Genomic DNA, 16762 nt, shown 5'->3' on the forward strand with positions numbered 1-16762 from the left:
GATAAAAAATAGGAACTCTATTCACCATTAGCTAATTAACAGAGCCGGTGTTGGCAAATCGGCTATCAAAAAGGAGATGGTATCATTGCGTAAATTATTATTACCTTCCCGCTGTTGGAAAATTGCTCCTAGGAGGGAGGGACGGCAATTATGAACAACAAGGAGCCTGAAATAGTATTCAGACTGGATCAAATGGTCATTACGGCCCCCAAATTTGATTTTCATCAATATCTTGATGAATTAAGCCGGAAACTGGATAACTTCCTCAAGTGGTATCGACCGGACCCTTACAATTCGCTTTTAGAGGATGGCTGGCGGCAGGATTATAATCCCAATTTTCTTCCTTGGCGCGTTAGAAACGGCCCGGACGGAATAGAAATACATCCTGACGACTTGCAGGAATTTTATAAGCAGCAGCAACTTAATCAATCTGTTGCCGACGATGTTTTTGCTATATTTGGCATGGGTATTGGTGGCTTTAGATTAAAGCCACTATCCCAGGGGGCGAGTAAAGCTGTAAAAACTGCAGAACAATTGACTCATGAAAGTGTCACAGTCAAACTTGAAAGATACTTGCTAAACGCCGAACATGTTGACGGTGCAAGTAAGGCAAAGTGGTTTGAGAAAGCACTTGGTTTTACCAAGGAAAATGCTGGCGATTTAGCCAAGCAAATTGTTTTTGACCCTAACAAGGCTGTGAAAACCGCTACCACAGAGTTTGGAACCAAGTATAATCAGGTAATACCTATAACTGGCCCGAACGGCAAAACGATTGATGTAGTGTTTGCCTGGATAGAAAACAACGATGGTGTAGTTCGGTTGATAACTGCAATTCCCACAAAATTGTAAATCGGATATAATAGACATATCGACACGCAATGGAAAGGAGTGCACACAAACGTATATGCTAAAAGAATATGATGTAGTGACTGCGAGAAGAGACTTAAATGAAAAAGTAACGAAAGGTGCCAGGGGTACGGTACTTATTGTTTACGAAGCAAATCCTCCCAAATATGAAGTTGAATTTCTTGATGAAGATGGATACACAATAGATTTGCTAACTTTGTCGGATGATGAGGTCGTGAAGGAAAAATAAGCAGAGAAATATTCTAACTACAAACTCCAGCCAAATTCACTGCAAAAGACTGACGAGACGACACCCCGGCAAACCCCGGTAACCCCCGGCCCTTTGCCGGAAAAAGCGTTCCGCAGGAGAAAAGCCGGGCGGTATGCCGTTAAAAAATCCGTACTGTTTGAGCGCGCAGCGAGTTTACGGATTTTAGGCATACCGTCCGGCTTTTCAGCTTTTGGAGGCTCCGGGCCTAGACCTTTTGTTACTTTTGGGGCAATGCCAAAAGTAAGCCCCATCCCCTTGTACATCCAGAACTATCTGCCATGCATAAAACCCCAAGACCGCGCCAGCGTTTTTCCCGGCTGGGAGCCGGTAAAAAGGAATCCCTTTTTCCAGCCTAAGCCCCCGTACCGGCCGGAAAAATCGCGGCCGCCCGGCCGTCTCTACTTGCAAATTGCCGGAAACAGTCTATAATTAGAAATAGGTGGAAATAAAAAGTCGCCGTGACCCGAAAGTGTACCCAGCACTTCCGGGCCCGCGCAAGGTGTACGCAACACACCTACACGTAACAGCAAGCTGTCCACGACGACATTTCTATTATACACCGGGCTTTCGCCCCAGCACAAGCAGGGGAGGGGAGCACGGGGTACCGGGTGTTGCCGCCGGCGCAGGCTGTGAGTGCGACAGACGCAGCAGACCATGCACTCTTCCCTCAATCTGCCATTGTCAGCAGCGGGGCCAGACGGAACTGACCGGCCTGACTGCCCTGCTGACCGGGCCGGCTAGGGCCGGCTTATTGGTATTGGGGCTTTAGCAATTGACAAAGCCAAACGCATGTGTAGGGTACAAGCCTTCGCATGCGTTTTTTATTTCCCCCTGTAAAAACCCGGGGCGGCGGCCAACGGGCTGCTGCCCCGGCTTACGTATAGGGGGTATACCTGTGTCTGACGCAAACAGAACCTGTCTCCGGCCAGCGGCCGGCCCCGGCGCCCGGCGGCGGCCGCCCGGCCGGCCCGGACCCCGGCGCCGGCGGCCCGGTGCCGGCCAGGCGGACCGGGCCGGACTAAAACGGCTAATAAACCAGACTGTTGATCAGTATATTACGGCCAGGGTGGAACAGATCCTCCTCCAGGCCGGCGCGCAGGATGCCGACTACCGGCAAACAGGCGAGAAAGTCAGCGCCACCCTCGGCCAATTGCTGGCACTGTCCCGGAAACTGAAAGGCCGGCAGCCGGAAATGACCGGTCTGGTTATGGATTTCGAGTCCTGGACAACGCTGGAATCGGGACAGGCGGCGGAAATTGCCTACCGTCAGGGTTTACGGGACAGCCGCGAGGTCTGCCGGGAATTGCTGGCCTGCCTGCAGGGGCCGGATGATTGAAAAACCGCCTGCCAGGGCCCCAAGGCAACTAAAATCCTGCAAACCCTTATGCGGTCTGCAGGATTTTAGCTTAGGCATCCTTGCCCAAAACATGAACCTTAACATTCTTAATGCCAAAATCGTAGGCCTTATCGACCGAGGGCACGGCAACATCAATCCGGTTGCCTTTAATGGCCCCGCCCGTATCCTCGGCCACGGCATACTGGCTTGTACCGTCGGGATATTCAATATAGACCCGGGTACCCAGGGGAATCACCCTGGGATCAACAGCAACGATCCCGGGGCGGACGGTGGTGCCCAAAAAGGTTTTATCCCCCCACTGCCCGTTGTCATGTGCGCCCGGGGCATAAGCAGTGGCTTTAACATCAAGCACCTTGGTGGCATTGGCCGGCGCCTTGTCGGCGGCCGGAGAAGCCTGCACTTTTTTTGTGGTTTGCTTTGTATTTGGTTTTGTATTTTGCTGGGCGGCCTCTTTGGGGCCTGGCTTTGCGGTTTGTGCCGCAACCGGGGTTTTACTCTGCGCCTGCTGGCTGCGCTGGGCGGCGGCGGCTTTCGCCTGGGCTTTGGCCAGCTTCTTCTGGGGCACCCTGCTTTCCGACTTAAAATTAAAAGGCCCCTTCGGGGTTTTGGCCATCTGCTGCGTGGCCTGCGTTGGCTGCGGGGCCTGCTCCGGGGCGGCTGAGGCCTGGGCTGTCGCCGGCACGCCCGGCAGCAAGGCCGAAGTAACCAGGGCCGCCCCGGCGACAGCGGCGGCGGCCGCCATCCGTTTAAACCGGCGTTTAAGAGAGCGGGAATGTTTGCGCTGCGGTTTATGGTGCATCAAATTCGCCTCCTTTCCCAAACTATTATTTATAGTTTCTGTCAAATGCCTGTTTCCATGCACAGCAGTTTTTTACAAGCAAAATTTGTTGTTTTGTTGACAAGCCTGTAAAAAGACTGTTACAATAAAGCCTAAACAATAAAAACTATCTTGTTGGGGACAGGTCCCGGAAGTCGTTAGCGGCAACTGCCAATTGCTGTTATGTCAATATGCTGCCTTCGAAGGGCAAAGCCCTGACAGGGAAGTTTCGCTCCTATACGGCCAAGCGGAGTTTCCCTGCCAGGGCTTTTTGCATTGCCCCCCACACTAACACAGGAGGCTTATATGGACTTATTAAAACAAAGAATCCAGACTGACGGTCTGATTTTGAATAATTCCCTGCTGAAGGTTGACTCTTTTCTCAACCAGCAGATTGACCCTGAACTGATGATGAAAATTGCCGAAGAATTCGTCAGCCGTTTTCACGGCGAAAAAATCACCAAAATACTGACAATTGAATCTTCCGGTATTGCCGCGTCGGTAATGACCGGGCTCATTCTGCGGGTGCCTGTCATTTTCGCGCGCAAGCGCAAACCCAAGGTAACCGGCGATGATGTGTATACGGCCAACGTCTATTCCTATACCAAGGGTGAAAGCAATAACATCATCATCTCCAAACAGTTTTTACAGGCCGATGACCATGTGCTGATTATCGACGATTTTCTGGCCAACGGCGAGGCGGCCACCGGCCTGGCCAATATTGTCGAGCAGGCCAACGCCAAAGTCGTCGGGATCGGGATTGTCATTGAAAAATCTTTCCAGCCCGGCGCCCAGAAATTAGCCGCCGCCGGCTACCGGGTGGAATCGCTGGCCCGGATAAAATCCTTTGCCGACGGCCAGGTCAACTTTCTCTAACCCTGGCCCGGCAATGAGTTTACTTCAATATGAATAACCGTGACATCTGTGGTAGCTATCAGCCGATAGCTGCTTTTGTTTTCGCCTGCCAGCCGTTTCAGAAACCACCGCCGGCCCAGGTCCTTTCTGGTTGGCAGGGACAGGGCCAGCACCAGCCGGCTGGTGCCCTGCGTCAGACAAGCCGGAAACAACGTCTGGCCGCCCTTGCTGACAACCGGATGCGGCACGGCGGCGTTAACCTGGCAAAGAATGATTTCCTGCCCGTCTTTTTCAATCTGCCCGCCAATCTCGCGGATTATATCAGCCTCGGTGCAACCGGCTTTTGGTTCAATTAAAATGGCAAGATTATATATTTTCAAAGCAACCACTCCCTGCAGGCCGTGCCTGATATTGTCCGTGGTCCTGCTGCCGGCCCTTACAAACGCAGGACATCAAATTCTGCCAGCAGCAGACATTTGTCTTTGTTGCCTTCGGCCCGGACGCTCTGGGCCATGGGGGCAAAGCCGGCCTGCTTATACATAGGATTATCCCAGGTGCAAACAATGACCTGAAACTTGTCCGCACCATGGTGAAGCCTGATGCGGCGAAGCCGCTCCTGCAGCATCAGCCCGTTAATGCCCTGATGCCGCCAAGGGGGCACAACCGTAGCCCACGACAATTCATAGACCGAAAACCCGCACATCGACTGGGACCAGGCCGCCACGCCGATTACTTTGTCCCGGACCATGGCCAGAATGAATCTGGCCCGGATATAGCCGTCAATGTCACCATGCAGAAAGGCTCTCATTTCCGCCTTCACATAATGCAGGCTTTCTTCCGCCCAGCCGCTGCTGATAAATACGTTCAGCGCGTCCTCAAACCGGTCTTCTGTTAAATCAGCGAATGTAACGTTGCCCATAACGCTCCTCCTCCTGCTTGTACGCCTGTCTGGCAAAGCAGAGCCATGGCTTCTGACTAAAGGGATTTATGACTTCTGATTCGGTATGGCAAATTATTTTTCCTTTATTTCACTGTGCATAAATATCGACAAATATGTGCTGCTGCCTGTTTCCCGGCAGGGATATTGTCAGGCGGTCACGAAAAAATGCTTAATTCCCCAAGCCGGGCAAGGAGGGTTATATTGCTTGAAGTCGAGCAAATTCATACTTTTATTATTATTTTGCAGCGTAATCAGCATCATTCTTTACTCGCAGCGCTTTTTCACTGCTGAATTATCAACAATTGAAAACAATATTGCCGTCGTGCAAAATCATCATATCAAGCAGTCCCGCATGGTTGTTGATATTCAGACCAAAATCAACAAGGTTCCCCTGCTGCTGTGGAAATATATGCTGGCTGACTCGGAGGAAAAAAAGGCTTACTTTGCCAGGCAGCTGCTGGAACAGATTGGCGAGATTGAAACCGAGCAGCTGGTCACTTTTAACAAAGATTCGGAAGAAATGATCCTGTATAGTTATGTCCAGCAAAACTGGCTCGATTATAAAAATCTGGTTGTCAAAACCATGGCCGCCGACCAAAACAAGGAACCCCTGCTTGCCCTGGAAGCATTGACAACAAGCCTCATTTATCTGGAGCGGGTCAATGACAGCATGAAAATGATTGTTGATTTCCATCAAAATGATGTCTCGCAAAAAACGGCCAATGTTGCGGCCATTGCCGAAAGCTCCAAGCACAATGTATTCATATTCTCCTTTGGCGCTGTGGCCATCTTCCTGTTTGTTGTCTGTATTGCCTTCGGCAAAATCATTTTGACCGAAAAACAGCTGCGCAAACAGGTGCTGGCACTGGCGGAAAAAAATGCCCTCCTGGCCGAAAAGAACATGAGAATCCGGCAGCTGGCTTATGAGGATAATCTGACAGGGTTAGCCAACAGGTATGCCTTCCAGTCCGCCCTGAACAAAGAGTTAAGCGCGGCCTGGCTGAACAACAGCGCCGGCTCAGTCGTTTTTTTTGATATTGACGGCTTTAAACAGGTCAATGACCGCTACGGCCATGCGGTGGGCGATGAACTGCTGGCAACTATCGGTACCCGTATCAAGTCCCTGCTGGACCCGGAAAGCGCTTTCGGCGCCCGCTTCGGCGGCGATGAGTTTGCCCTGTTTTTCCGCAATATTACCGCTGACGGGATTGTGCCGGTCCTGGACAAGCTCTGCAGCGTGGTGTTCGTGCCGGCAGAAATTCAGGGGGTGACGCTCCGGCCCACGGCCAGCATCGGTGTGTCCTTTTACCCTGAGCAGGCCGGCGATGCGGACGGCCTGCTCAAAAAAGCGGATATCGCAATGTATCATGCCAAGAGCAAAAAAAATGCCTGCGTGCTGTATGATGACAGGCTGAAATAAAGCCGGCTCCGGGCTGTTCTTGACAAAGCGGCAACGGCAACGTATACTGACATCACATAAGTGAGAAGTCAATGCTGACCTCCTAACACCCTGGTGTGTTGGGATTTTTTTGTCCAATTCGAAAGGATGATACGAAGTGAATCATGCGGCCCGACAACTAGATTTAGCCAGAATCCTGGCAGAACAGTCTGTCACTACCTGGTTTCAGCCCATTGTCTCCGTCAAGCAGCATGGCCTTGTCGGTTATGAAGCTCTCACCCGCGGCCTGCACCCCGATACGCGGGAACTGATTGCCCCTCACACCCTGTTTTCTTTGGCCGGAGCCGCGAGTCAGCTGGTGGCGTTAGACCGGCTATGCCGGGAGAAAGCGCTGGCAAACTATCAGCCCCTGTCGGCACGCAATGAGCGCTCGCTCTTATTTATCAATTTTGATACGGCCATTATCGATGAAGGCGTCGTCGGTTCAGGCAGCCTGCGCAACAGCGTGCAGCGCCTCGGCTATCGGCCCTCTTCCATCGTCATCGAAATTATTGAATCCAAGGTTTGTGATATCGGGGCCTTAAAGCGTTTTGTCGGCAAGCATAAAGAATTAGGCTTCCTGATTGCGCTCGACGATCTGGGCAACGGCTATTCCAACCTGGACCGGATTTTCCACGTCCGGCCTGATATCATAAAAATCGACCGCTGGCTTGTCAGCGAATTGGATACCGATTATTATAAGCAGGAGCTGTTTAAAGCCCTTGTTTATATGGCCAGAAAAACCGGCTCACTGGTGGTTGCCGAGGGCGTGGAAACGGAGGCCGAAGCCCTGGCCAGCCTGGAATTCGGCGCCGATCTGCTGCAGGGATACTATTTCTGCCGGCCCCAGCCGGTAGACGTCGTCCGCCCCCTGTGCTTCAATCAACAGCTGGCCCATGTGTCGGCCAGTTTCCGGGAGGCGAAACTCAGGCGCATCACTCACGATTGCTGCAAAAAAAATGATTATCATGCCCTGTTGCAGGATGTTCTCGGTCAACTGCGCCAAAGCTCCGCCGGGCAGTTCGAACCGGTCCTGCGGCAGGCGGTGCGCACCACTCCGCTGCTGCAGTATGTATACATACTCAACCACAGTGGCCTGCAGATTACCGACAGCATCGGCCTGGCCGAAGCGGCCGCCGGGCCGTCCTCCGCGATCTTTCAGGCCGATACCCGGGGCACAGACCAGTCCCTGAAAGACTATTACCTGTTTATCCAGGCCGGTCTGGAGGCCTATATGACTGAGCCTTACCGCTCCCTGGCCAACGGCAGGCCTTGCATTACCTATTCTATTGCCTTCCGGGACAATACCAGTGCCGCCTATATCCTCTGTGCCGACTTTACCCCCTAAGGAGTAATCCCCCGCCGCTTCCGGCCGGAGCTAGCGGGGGTTTTCCATGTGCTGCAGGGCTCTTTCCTCGGCCGGAATACGGATGAACAACAGCAGGGCCCCATTGCACAGCGTAGCCACAGCCGCTGTCCAGACGGCGTCAAAGAGCAGCGGCACCGCCGCCAGCTCCGCCGTTACGGCCAGATAATTGGGATGCCGGAAATAACGGTAGGGGCCGCACCGCTTATAGGGCTGGCCGGGAATGACGAGAATCCGGGTATTCCAGCAGCGTCCCAGGCTAAGAATGCACCAGTACCGGAGTAGCTGGGCGGCAATAAACAGGCTCAGCCACAGCGGCCAAACAGCAGATACGCTCCCGGCCGCCTGCCCTTCTATAATCCAGCCGGCCAGCCAGCCGCTGTGGAGAAGGAAAAATAACCGGTAATGGCCGGCTCCGTATTCCTGCGCGCCACTGGCCAGCGCCCGGCGGCGGTTGCTGCGGGCCAGCAGCAGTTCGCCCAGCCGCTGCCCGGCAATGAGCACGGCCATGATCCCGATTGCCCCCGCTACCACCGGAACAATACCTGCTCAGCGCTGAACCCCGGCCCCAAAGCCAGCATCAGCCCGTACCGGTCAACCGGCTGGGCGGTGGCCATAAACCGTTCCAGGACAAACAGCACCGATGCGCTTGACATATTGCCGTAGCCTGCCAGCACAGCATACGCCTCCCGCAGCTTATCAGGCGGCAGGTCCAGGCTGTCCGCATAAGCGCCCAGCACCTTGGCGCCGCCGGGATGGACGACATAATGGACCACATCCGCGACAGCAATCCCGTTTCTGCCGCACATGCCGGCTGCCAGTTCCGGCAAATACCGGCGGATAATACTGGGTATATCCCGCGAAAAACGTACCTGCAGCCCGCCTTCGACAACATCCCAGCCCATAATATCCTCCGTATCGGGAAACAGGGTGCTGCAGCTGTCGATAATGGCCGGACCGTAGCCGCCGGGGGCAATGACAGCGGCGGCGGCGCCATCGGCAAAAAGACTTGTCCCCACAAGATTGGCCTTCGAATAATCGCCGCGCTGGAAGGTTAAACTGCATAATTCAACCGTCACCAGCAACACGGCCTTGCCCTTCAGGGAATAACAGAACTGAGCGGCCCTGGCAAGGCCGGTCACACCGCCGGCGCACCCCAGCCCCCAGACCGGCAGCCGGCAGGTGTCGGGCGGCAAGCCTAAATTTTGGATCAGCCTGGCATCCAGGGTTGGCGTCGCAATACCGGTGGAGGAGACAAAAATAACCATACCGATATCCGTTAGCCCCACACCGGCCCGCTCAATCGCCCGGCTTGCCGCCTGTTCCGCCAGTTCCAGCGCCGTCTGCTCGTATATCCGGTTGGCTTCCGCGAAGGTATGGGGCTGTGCATACCATTCGAGGGGCTGAGATAAATGCCTGACCGCAATCAAACTGTTTTCAAACACCGGCAGCAGCCGGTCAAGGTTGTGCAGACTGTCCCGGAACAGGGTGGCCACAAACCCTTTAATATCCTCCTGCCGCAGACAATAAGCCGGTACTGCCGTTCCCACCGCTAATACTTGCCCGATTTCCACACGCATCCCTCCTGCTGACTTTAAAGCGACTACTATAAAGCTATTGCCGCAGGAATAAAAAATGCCTGTCAGAAAAATTTATTTAGTAAAAATTGTAAGCTGACGTCCCCCGCTTAATGCAAGGGCAGCCCCTCCGGCTGATAATACTCGCCCGGCTGTATTGCCGCCCCCGCCACCTGCCGGTGGCTGGCGGCATAACGGATACCGGCAAACTCGGCCAGTTCCCGCTCCACCGCCACCAGGTCGGTGCGTTCCAGGTCTGATAAGGCCTGCTTGCCGACAGCCTGCGCGGCCAACTGCATTTCCACAGTACAGGAGTTGAGGAAATTAGCCAAATGCCTGGCGGCCTTGTCCACATCAAGCTTATCGGTAATCCGGCCGCTGTACAGCGCCATCTGGGAAGGCGGCGCCTGGGGCAGGGTTTTAACCACTTGCGCCTGCATCGCCGCCATCAGCGCAATGGTGCCGATATACACGGCGTCAGCCCCCAAAGCCAGGGCTTTCAGAAAATGCCCGGGCGTTGTCAGGCCGCCGGCGGCAATAACGCTGAAGCGGTCCCGCAGGTGATTGTCCGCCAGCCAGTCCACCGTCCGCACCAGGGTATGGAAGGTCGGCAGGCCGATATTGTCCTGCAGGGTCGGGTTGGACGATGCCGTCCCCCCCTCGGCGCCATCCACCACGATATAGTCGGCCTGGGTTTGGGCAATGACGGCCAGTTCATATTCTATATAGTCAGTACCGGCAATTTTTACCCCTACCGGCACCTCATACTGCTCTTTCATCGCATTCACCATAGTTATATAATCCTGCGGCGTTTGTTTGCCGGGCATCCTGGCATAGACCGTGTGGCTTTGCCCGGCCTCCAGCTGCCAGGCTTTGCGCAGGTGCCGGCCGATTTGCTCAGCCGGCATGGGCTCATCGACAGCCCCGCCCCAGGCCCCCTGCCCCAGCTGGATCTCGATGGCATCCAGCTGTCCCAGCTGCTGGCGGCCGCTTAACTGGCCGCCCCGGTGATACTGGCCTACCAGATACCTGGCGGCTTCCCGCTCTTCTTCGACAACAGCCGATTCGCCGGTGTTGGTTGACGTGCCTGCCATCGCCGCCCCTTGGGCCAGGGCTATTTTCATCGGCAGGCTCAGGGAACCGCCATAGGACATGCCGGTAATCATAATCGGGATCGCCAGCTGCAGGGGACGCTTAGCCTGAGGGCCAATGACCGTCTTGGTAGCCACCCGGGTATAATCAGGATAAGGCAGTTGAAACAACTGCCGGGGATTAAGCAGTATTTTGTCCCAGGGCGACAGAACCACCGGGCTGCCCAGCGGTCTGGTCAGTTCCTTGCCGGACTCAGCCCGCATGGCCGCCTCCATAATGGCCCGCGGGGATAATTTCTCGGCTACGGTAACCATTAAAAAGGGATTGTCCGGATAATCTTCGGTCAGCATTTTCGCCATCGCCTCATCAGCCATGGGGTCCATCATTTTCATCATCATCCAACTTAATAGCATAGCTCCACCTCCATATTTGTTTAATAGTCTGCCCAATTTGCCGCTATACTTGTAAAGGTCCGGAAAAACTGTGTTTAGCCACCAGCGAACCGGATAAATACCGCCGGATTTCTCATAATAACTAATAGAAACCAACCTTTACAAACAGGAGGTAGCTATGACACTTATAGCGCGTATCAAACTCATACACGCGGTTGTCTGCCTGGTAGTGCTGGCGGGGCTGCTGGCCGGCGGCTGCAACAACAACCTGACGCCCGTTGACCCGAACGGGTCGGCGCCGCCGGCTTCCCCGTCCCCGGCCAACCCGGTTCCGCAGGAACAGAAAGTTACTTATAATTACGGCGACACCGGCCCGATTCAGCTCTCGGCCAACAATCTGGAGCTGACTGTAGGCCAGAAGCTGATCCTGGCGCCGGCCCCCGGCCTTACCAAAAATACCCGCTTTACCTCCAGCGGCGAAAACTTCTTTGGCGATATCATGCAGCAGGAGGGTGACACAGGCACCGGCCAGGTGGTATTTGTCGCCAAGAAAGCCGGCAAAGGCAAACTTCAGATTATCCCCAACACCAATGAGACCAGCAGAGCCATCGATCTGTGGGTAACAGTACGGTAAAACCAACAGCGCCCCCCATGCTGCCGCAGCATAGGGGGCGCTGTTTATTCCCTTGAACCTGTCCGTAAACCGGCAGGGTTAATTTTTGTACCGTTTCTTAATCGCCGTCACAATCGGCACCGTAATCGCAGTGGCAATAATCGCCTCCGGCACTCCGTTCATCAGGGCAATACCGTAAATGACCTTGGCGGTTGTGGCCAGGTCAATTCCCCTCACCTCGGCAAACTGAGCGGCATATAAAACATAAATCATCGTCAGCACACCAAACGTATTGGTAAGCGAACCGACCAGGGCTCCTGTCCCGATCCGCACCCCTTCGTGCTTGTTCCGGGTCCATTTATACGCATAATAGGCGGTAATACCGATAAGCACCCTGGGCAATACGGACACCAGGGGATTAATAAAAGCAAACGACAGAATGTTCGGCGCCATCAGACTCTGGACAATGCTGAACAGCCCAAACAGCAGCCCGATCATGGCCCCGACAGCCGGCCCTTCCAATATGGCCCCGATAATAACCGGGATCTGCATAATTGTCGCCTTGGCTGTCGGCAGCGGAATAAACCCATAGCCCGAAAGCCCCAGGATAATTGATATTGCCGACAACATGCCGACAACGGCAATCTGCCGCACCCCGAATCTGCCTGTAGACCGCAACGCTTCTGATTTTCCCATTCCCATTTCCTCTACCTCCGTTCTTATTCCCGCAGGATATAAGTCGTTTTTTTAGTCTCCGGGCTTCACCAGTCTGGTTAATACTATACCAGCTATCTCGGTGCTCCGCCTAACATATTATCACACTTCAAATAAATTTTGTATAGTTTTTTTTAACTAGTTTTCCGGCTGTAAGCATTCCTGTTCGCCGGCCGGCTGCTACCGCCTGGGTATCAGCAAACAGATTAATTTAGCGAACTGATTGAATACCGGTAATACCATAAGGGAGGAAATAATATTAAACAGGGTGTGGATAACAGCGACCTGGCCGCTGAAGTCACCGGCCAACAGGCCGGCAGCGCGGATAAGCCAATGGGTCAGCGGGTAAAAAATAATAACGCCCAGCACATTCAGGAGGATATGCGACATGGCAACCCGCCTGGCGGCAACAGGGGCGGCGGCACTAAACACAACAGAAGACAAGCAGGAGCCGATATTGTTGCCATAGATCACATAGGCGGCAGTATGGATATCAACAAGCCCCATATCGGCCAGCAGCATTAACAGCACGGTGGCGGCGCTGCTGGACTGAAACATCAGGGTCGCCAGAATGCCGCCCCAGATGCCATACAGGGGCTGGGAATTAGCCAAAACCAGATATTCGGTCATTTCACTCAGCTGAGCCAGACCGGAAATGCCTGTTACCAGCAGCTCCAGCCCGGCAAACAAACTTACCAGGCCGGTGAGAGCCAGTCCCAGGTTGCGCTGTTTGGCGGAGGCACACAACAGGAGCGACAGCGCCAACAGCGGCAGGATATATTCTATGGGCACCGACAGGCTTACCAGCTGCACAGTGGAACAAGTGCCGATATTGGCCCCGAGAATGATCCCCAGGGCCTGACGGAAAGACATATAGTCGGCGCTCACCAGCCCGATGGTAATAAGGCATACGGTGGTACTGCTCTGGAATAAAGCGGCCGTGACCGTCCCCAGCATCAGACCCCGGCCCGGTGTCTTGGTCAGCTTTCCCAGCACCCCCTGCAGCCGGTGCCATAAGGCCTTTTTCAGCCCGTAACGCATGACAAAAATACCGCCCAGCAGCAGGGCCAGCCCCAGCAAGATATTCAGCATCGCCAAACCCTCCGGTTCCAAATTCCTGTTACTACCATATGACGGCGGCCGCCGTCATATGTTTGGTTAGCAGGCGCAAATGAATAAGCACTTGCCCGGACATCCTGGCAAGTGCTTATTCATCCTGGCTGACAAATTAAAACTCCCGCCTCGATAGGTGGCGCCAGTTCAGGTGGAAGTTGACTCTCCCCTGAACCCCCGCAGTTTCAGCTTTGCGGAAACGAGTGCACTTTGTTAACACCGGGTCTGCTGTCTGGTGCGGGCCATTTTCCCGGCCAGTCCCCCCGCCCAAAACACAATACCGCTCAGTACCAGCAACGTGCCGCCGGTGACAAGAAACACCGGTCTGATACCCAGCCAGGAGCTGATGCCTCCGCCCAGCAGCGGCCCGACCATGCTGCCCAGCTGATTGGCTGTCGTTGTCAGGCCGAAGATCCGCCCCTGCGAATTGGCATCACTGCAGGATACGGCAATCGTATTAATCGCCGGAAATACGCCGACGATAAATAACCCATAAAAAAATTGCAGGCCGGCAAACTGATAAATATTACCGGCGAAAAACTGGCTGAGATTAAAAAGGCCGGCTCCGGCAAAAGCGACTGTCAGGATTCTAAGGAAACCGGCGCGCTGCCCCATCCGTCCCCACAGCGGGGCGGCGATGGCGCCGGCCACCCCGGCCAGGCTGTAGACCAGGCCGGCGGTAAACACAACCCCCGCGGCATTCCCCTGCAATTGGATAACATACAGGGTGATCAGCGGCTGCAGGATCATGCTCACGGCCTGCACCGCAAACAGCAGCAGCAGTACAGCCACCAGCCGCCGGTTGCTGAAGGCAGCCCGCAGATCGTCCCGGATACTGCTTTCCGGCTGGACCTGGCCGTGTTTCGGCTCGGCTACCAGGGCCCCCACCATCAGGGTCCCCAGAAAAATGATAACGGCTGCCGCCACAAAGGATAGGCGCATCCCGAACAGATGGGTCAGGGTGCCGCCGATGACCGGCCCCAAGATTCCGCCAGTCAGCAGGGTGGTTTGCATCAGCCCCAGGCTGAAGCCCATTTGGGCGGGCGGGGTTCCGGCCGCCACAATCGCCATTGAGGCGGGAACAAAACCACTGGCCACCCCCTGCAGGACCCTGACGGCAAGCAGGTCGGCCGGATTTCTGACAAAGGCCCCCAGCAGATAAACCGCAGCCAGGCTGAACCCGGCCCGCAGGATCATCCGCCGCCGGCCGCTTTGGTCGGCGCACCGCCCCCAGTAGGGGGCCATGACGGCGGCAACGAAAAAGGTCACGGAAAATATAAAGCCGGCCCACAGGTTCACCCGGTCGGGGCTTACCCCGAGCTCCAGCAGGTAGAGGGGCAAAAAAGGAATAACCATCGTATAACTTGAGCCTGACAGCAAGACTGCCAAGGCTAATGTCCAAAGATTCCTGCGCCAATTCAATAGTAAGACTCCTCAAAATCAAATCCCCGGCCCGGGCTTGTAAATATTGCCTCACCCCCGCCGGCGCAACACACCGCCCAGAATCTGCCATCGCCGGTATAACAGGATATTGCGGCCGGGTAACGAATCATAGTATACAATTGCCGAATTAGAGAGCAGACAAGAAGGTGATGCCATGCTCCGCTTCATTATCAGGAGTTTTCTCCTGGCTGCGGCCTGCGGCCGCGGCCTGCGCGCCCCGCAAGGCGGCTTAGCCGGCAGAAGCCTGGTTATCCTGCGGCCCTGGTACTGCTGCCAGGCTGCCCTCCTGCTGTTGCTGACTTTACATTCACCCTTTCACAGGCTGCTGTTGAAAACAGCCTATGGCCGGGACCGCTAAAGCCCGGGGCAGAAGCAGAAACGGAAGACGACCCTTGATCCCGGCGGGCGGGAAGGGGTCGTCTTTTATTATCTAATTCCAGGGTATCACCGCCATAGGCATATGACTAATTATATCATGGCATTATTTTCATAACAAGAATAAAGCAAGGGCCGGCAATTCATCCCGCCTAAGAGGCGGGAGACTGCCTGCCGCCCGTGGCGGCAGGGGTTTCTTGCCCGGCAGCGCCAGCGTGCTGGCGGCTGTCCAGAAAACCGGTAGTAAAATCCCCGCTTACAAACACAGCGTCTGCCAGCAGTTGTTGATGAAACGGGATGGTTGTCTCAATCCCCGCAATGACAAACTCGGCTAAGGCCCGCTGCATCCGCGCCAAAGCCTCCGGCCGGGTCCGGCCCCAGACAATGACCTTGGCAATCATCGAATCATAATAGGGCGTAATTTCCCAGCCGGGATAGGCGGCACTGTCAATCCGGACGCCAAATCCGCCCGGCGGCAGGTATTGGGTAATAACCCCCGGTGACGGCTGAAAATTTTTCGCGGGATTCTCGGCATTAATCCGGCACTCCAGCGCCCAGCCGCGGCTTTGCACCTCGGCCTGGGTGACGGAGAGGGGCTTGCCGGCGGCTACGGCAATTTGCTCTTTGATTAAATCCAGACCTGTCACCAGCTCAGTGACCGGATGCTCAACCTGGATGCGGGTATTCATCTCCATAAAATAAAACCGGCCGTGCTTATCAAGGAGAAATTCCACCGTGCCTGCCCCCTGATAGTTAACAGCCCGGGCGGCCGCTACCGCCGCCTGCCCCATCTGCTGCCTGAGCGCCGGACTAAGCGCCGGCGACGGGGATTCTTCGACCAGCTTCTGATGGCGGCGCTGAATCGAGCAATCCCGTTCGCCCAGCTGGATTACCCGGCCGTATTGGTCAGCCATAATCTGAAATTCGATGTGCCGGGGCTCTTCCAGAAACTTTTCCAGATAAACATTGGCATTGCCAAAAGCCAGTTCCGCTTCTTTCTGGGCCTGGCGGACCGCCTTGCGCAAGGCCGCTTCGTCGGCGGCTACCCGCATGCCTTTACCGCCGCCGCCGGCTGTCGCCTTAACAATAACGGGGTAGCCAATGGCCGCGGCTACGGTCACGGCTGCCTCAACCTCGGCAATCACGCCTTCCGTGCCGGGAACGACCGGCACACCGGCCTGCTGCATCGTCTGTCTGGCCACCGCCTTATCCCCCATAGACCGGATGGCGGCAGCGGCCGGGCCGATAAATACCAGGCCGCCGGCCGCACAGAGGTCGGCAAAGTCCGCATTTTCCGCCAGAAAACCATAGCCGGGATGAATGGCGTCAGCCCGGGCCGCGGCGGCGACACTCAGCAGGGCGGCGATATTCAGATAACTGCCCTTGGCCTCGGCCGGGCCAATGCAGTAGGCCTCATCGGCCTGCTGCACATGCAGGGCCTGGCGGTCTGCGGACGAGTAAACAGCAACCGTGGCAATGCCCAGCTCCCGGCAGGCCCTGATAATCCGGACGGCAATCTCGCCCCTGTTGGCTATCAGTATTTTTTTAAACAT

18 protein-coding genes are annotated in these 16762 nt (G+C 55.3%); 8 read left to right on the forward strand and 10 right to left on the reverse strand.

Going from position 1 to position 16762, the window contains the following annotated elements; genetic code table 11:
- The first annotated feature begins 150 nt into the window (after window positions 1–150).
- The 3 genes from ACZ481_RS22410 (at window position 151) to ACZ481_RS22420 (ending at window position 2453) form a co-directional block, all read left to right on the forward strand.
- Entirely contained in the window at window positions 151–849 is a 699-nt protein-coding gene (locus tag ACZ481_RS22410; RefSeq protein WP_464767553.1) for a DUF6883 domain-containing protein, read from the forward strand.
- A gap of 55 nt (window positions 850–904) precedes the next feature.
- Window positions 905–1096 carry a DUF4926 domain-containing protein gene (locus ACZ481_RS22415; protein ID WP_464767554.1) on the forward strand — a complete coding sequence of 64 codons (192 nt, stop codon included), beginning with the start codon at window positions 905–907 and terminating at the stop codon, window positions 1094–1096.
- Between the two features lie 916 nt (window positions 1097–2012).
- Complete coding sequence (locus ACZ481_RS22420) at window positions 2013–2453, forward strand: hypothetical protein (protein WP_464767555.1); 441 nt, start codon at window positions 2013–2015, stop codon at window positions 2451–2453.
- Between the two features lie 70 nt (window positions 2454–2523).
- Here the strand turns inward: ACZ481_RS22420 and ACZ481_RS22425 are convergent, their stop codons facing one another.
- On the reverse strand, window positions 2524–3273 hold the full coding sequence (locus tag ACZ481_RS22425; protein WP_464767556.1) for a 3D domain-containing protein: 750 nt from the start codon (window positions 3271–3273) through the stop codon (window positions 2524–2526).
- 324 nt (window positions 3274–3597) lie between these two features.
- On the opposite strand from ACZ481_RS22425, the gene ACZ481_RS22430 reads away from it, so the two are divergent.
- Entirely contained in the window at window positions 3598–4167 is a 570-nt protein-coding gene (locus ACZ481_RS22430; protein ID WP_464767557.1) for a xanthine phosphoribosyltransferase, read from the forward strand.
- On the opposite strand, the gene ACZ481_RS22435 is transcribed toward ACZ481_RS22430, so the two are convergent.
- Together ACZ481_RS22435 and ACZ481_RS22440 are read right to left on the reverse strand one after the other, a co-directional pair.
- The gene (locus ACZ481_RS22435) at window positions 4164–4526 is read right to left on the reverse strand and encodes a hypothetical protein (protein ID WP_464767558.1); all 363 of its coding nucleotides are present in this window, start codon (window positions 4524–4526) and stop codon (window positions 4164–4166) included. The genes ACZ481_RS22430 and ACZ481_RS22435 overlap by 4 nt on opposite strands.
- Before the next feature lie 56 nt (window positions 4527–4582).
- Complete coding sequence (locus ACZ481_RS22440) at window positions 4583–5065, reverse strand: GNAT family N-acetyltransferase (protein ID WP_464767559.1); 483 nt, start codon at window positions 5063–5065, stop codon at window positions 4583–4585.
- Between the two features lie 226 nt (window positions 5066–5291).
- On the opposite strand from ACZ481_RS22440, the gene ACZ481_RS22445 reads away from it, so the two are divergent.
- Window positions 5292–6506 (forward strand): diguanylate cyclase domain-containing protein, encoded by a 1215-nt coding sequence (locus tag ACZ481_RS22445; protein ID WP_464767560.1) that lies wholly within the window; start codon window positions 5292–5294, stop codon window positions 6504–6506.
- A gap of 136 nt (window positions 6507–6642) precedes the next feature.
- Window positions 6643–7872, forward strand: a complete 1230-nt coding sequence (locus ACZ481_RS22450) for an EAL domain-containing protein (RefSeq protein WP_464767561.1) — start codon at window positions 6643–6645, stop codon at window positions 7870–7872.
- 30 nt (window positions 7873–7902) lie between these two features.
- On the opposite strand, the gene ACZ481_RS22455 is transcribed toward ACZ481_RS22450, so the two are convergent.
- From ACZ481_RS22455 to ACZ481_RS22465, 3 genes are all read right to left on the reverse strand, one after another.
- A complete protein-coding gene (locus ACZ481_RS22455; protein WP_464767562.1) occupies window positions 7903–8424 on the reverse strand; it encodes an isoprenylcysteine carboxyl methyltransferase family protein in 522 nt (173 codons plus the stop codon).
- The gene (locus ACZ481_RS22460; RefSeq protein WP_464767563.1) at window positions 8418–9470 is read right to left on the reverse strand and encodes a type III polyketide synthase; all 1053 of its coding nucleotides are present in this window, start codon (window positions 9468–9470) and stop codon (window positions 8418–8420) included. The genes ACZ481_RS22455 and ACZ481_RS22460 overlap by 7 nt, the downstream gene beginning before the upstream one ends.
- A gap of 107 nt (window positions 9471–9577) precedes the next feature.
- Entirely contained in the window at window positions 9578–10972 is a 1395-nt protein-coding gene (locus ACZ481_RS22465) for an FMN-binding glutamate synthase family protein (RefSeq protein ID WP_464767564.1), read from the reverse strand.
- 157 nt (window positions 10973–11129) lie between these two features.
- On the opposite strand from ACZ481_RS22465, the gene ACZ481_RS22470 reads away from it, so the two are divergent.
- The gene (locus ACZ481_RS22470; protein WP_464767565.1) at window positions 11130–11585 is read left to right on the forward strand and encodes a hypothetical protein; all 456 of its coding nucleotides are present in this window, start codon (window positions 11130–11132) and stop codon (window positions 11583–11585) included.
- A gap of 78 nt (window positions 11586–11663) precedes the next feature.
- Here ACZ481_RS22470 and ACZ481_RS22475 read toward each other — a convergent pair whose 3' ends face one another.
- The 3 genes from ACZ481_RS22475 to ACZ481_RS22485 all read right to left on the reverse strand — a co-directional run bounded on the left by ACZ481_RS22475 (window position 11664) and on the right by ACZ481_RS22485 (window position 14813).
- Window positions 11664–12266 (reverse strand): ECF transporter S component, encoded by a 603-nt coding sequence (locus tag ACZ481_RS22475; RefSeq protein WP_464767566.1) that lies wholly within the window; start codon window positions 12264–12266, stop codon window positions 11664–11666.
- A 192-nt stretch (window positions 12267–12458) separates the two neighbouring features.
- On the reverse strand, window positions 12459–13370 hold the full coding sequence (locus tag ACZ481_RS22480) for a Na/Pi cotransporter family protein (RefSeq protein WP_464767567.1): 912 nt from the start codon (window positions 13368–13370) through the stop codon (window positions 12459–12461).
- A gap of 234 nt (window positions 13371–13604) precedes the next feature.
- Window positions 13605–14813: an MFS transporter gene (locus ACZ481_RS22485; RefSeq protein WP_464767568.1), complete on the reverse strand. Its 1209-nt coding sequence runs from the start codon at window positions 14811–14813 to the stop codon at window positions 13605–13607.
- Window positions 14814–14988: 175 nt separating this feature from the next.
- Between ACZ481_RS22485 and ACZ481_RS22490 the strand changes: the two genes are divergently transcribed.
- Window positions 14989–15192, forward strand: coding sequence for a hypothetical protein (locus ACZ481_RS22490; protein WP_464767569.1), 204 nt, complete (start codon window positions 14989–14991; stop codon window positions 15190–15192).
- 169 nt (window positions 15193–15361) lie between these two features.
- Here the strand turns inward: ACZ481_RS22490 and accC are convergent, their stop codons facing one another.
- Entirely contained in the window at window positions 15362–16762 is a 1401-nt protein-coding gene (gene accC / locus ACZ481_RS22495) for an acetyl-CoA carboxylase biotin carboxylase subunit (protein WP_464767570.1), read from the reverse strand.

The organism is Sporomusa intestinalis, from assembly GCF_055383785.1.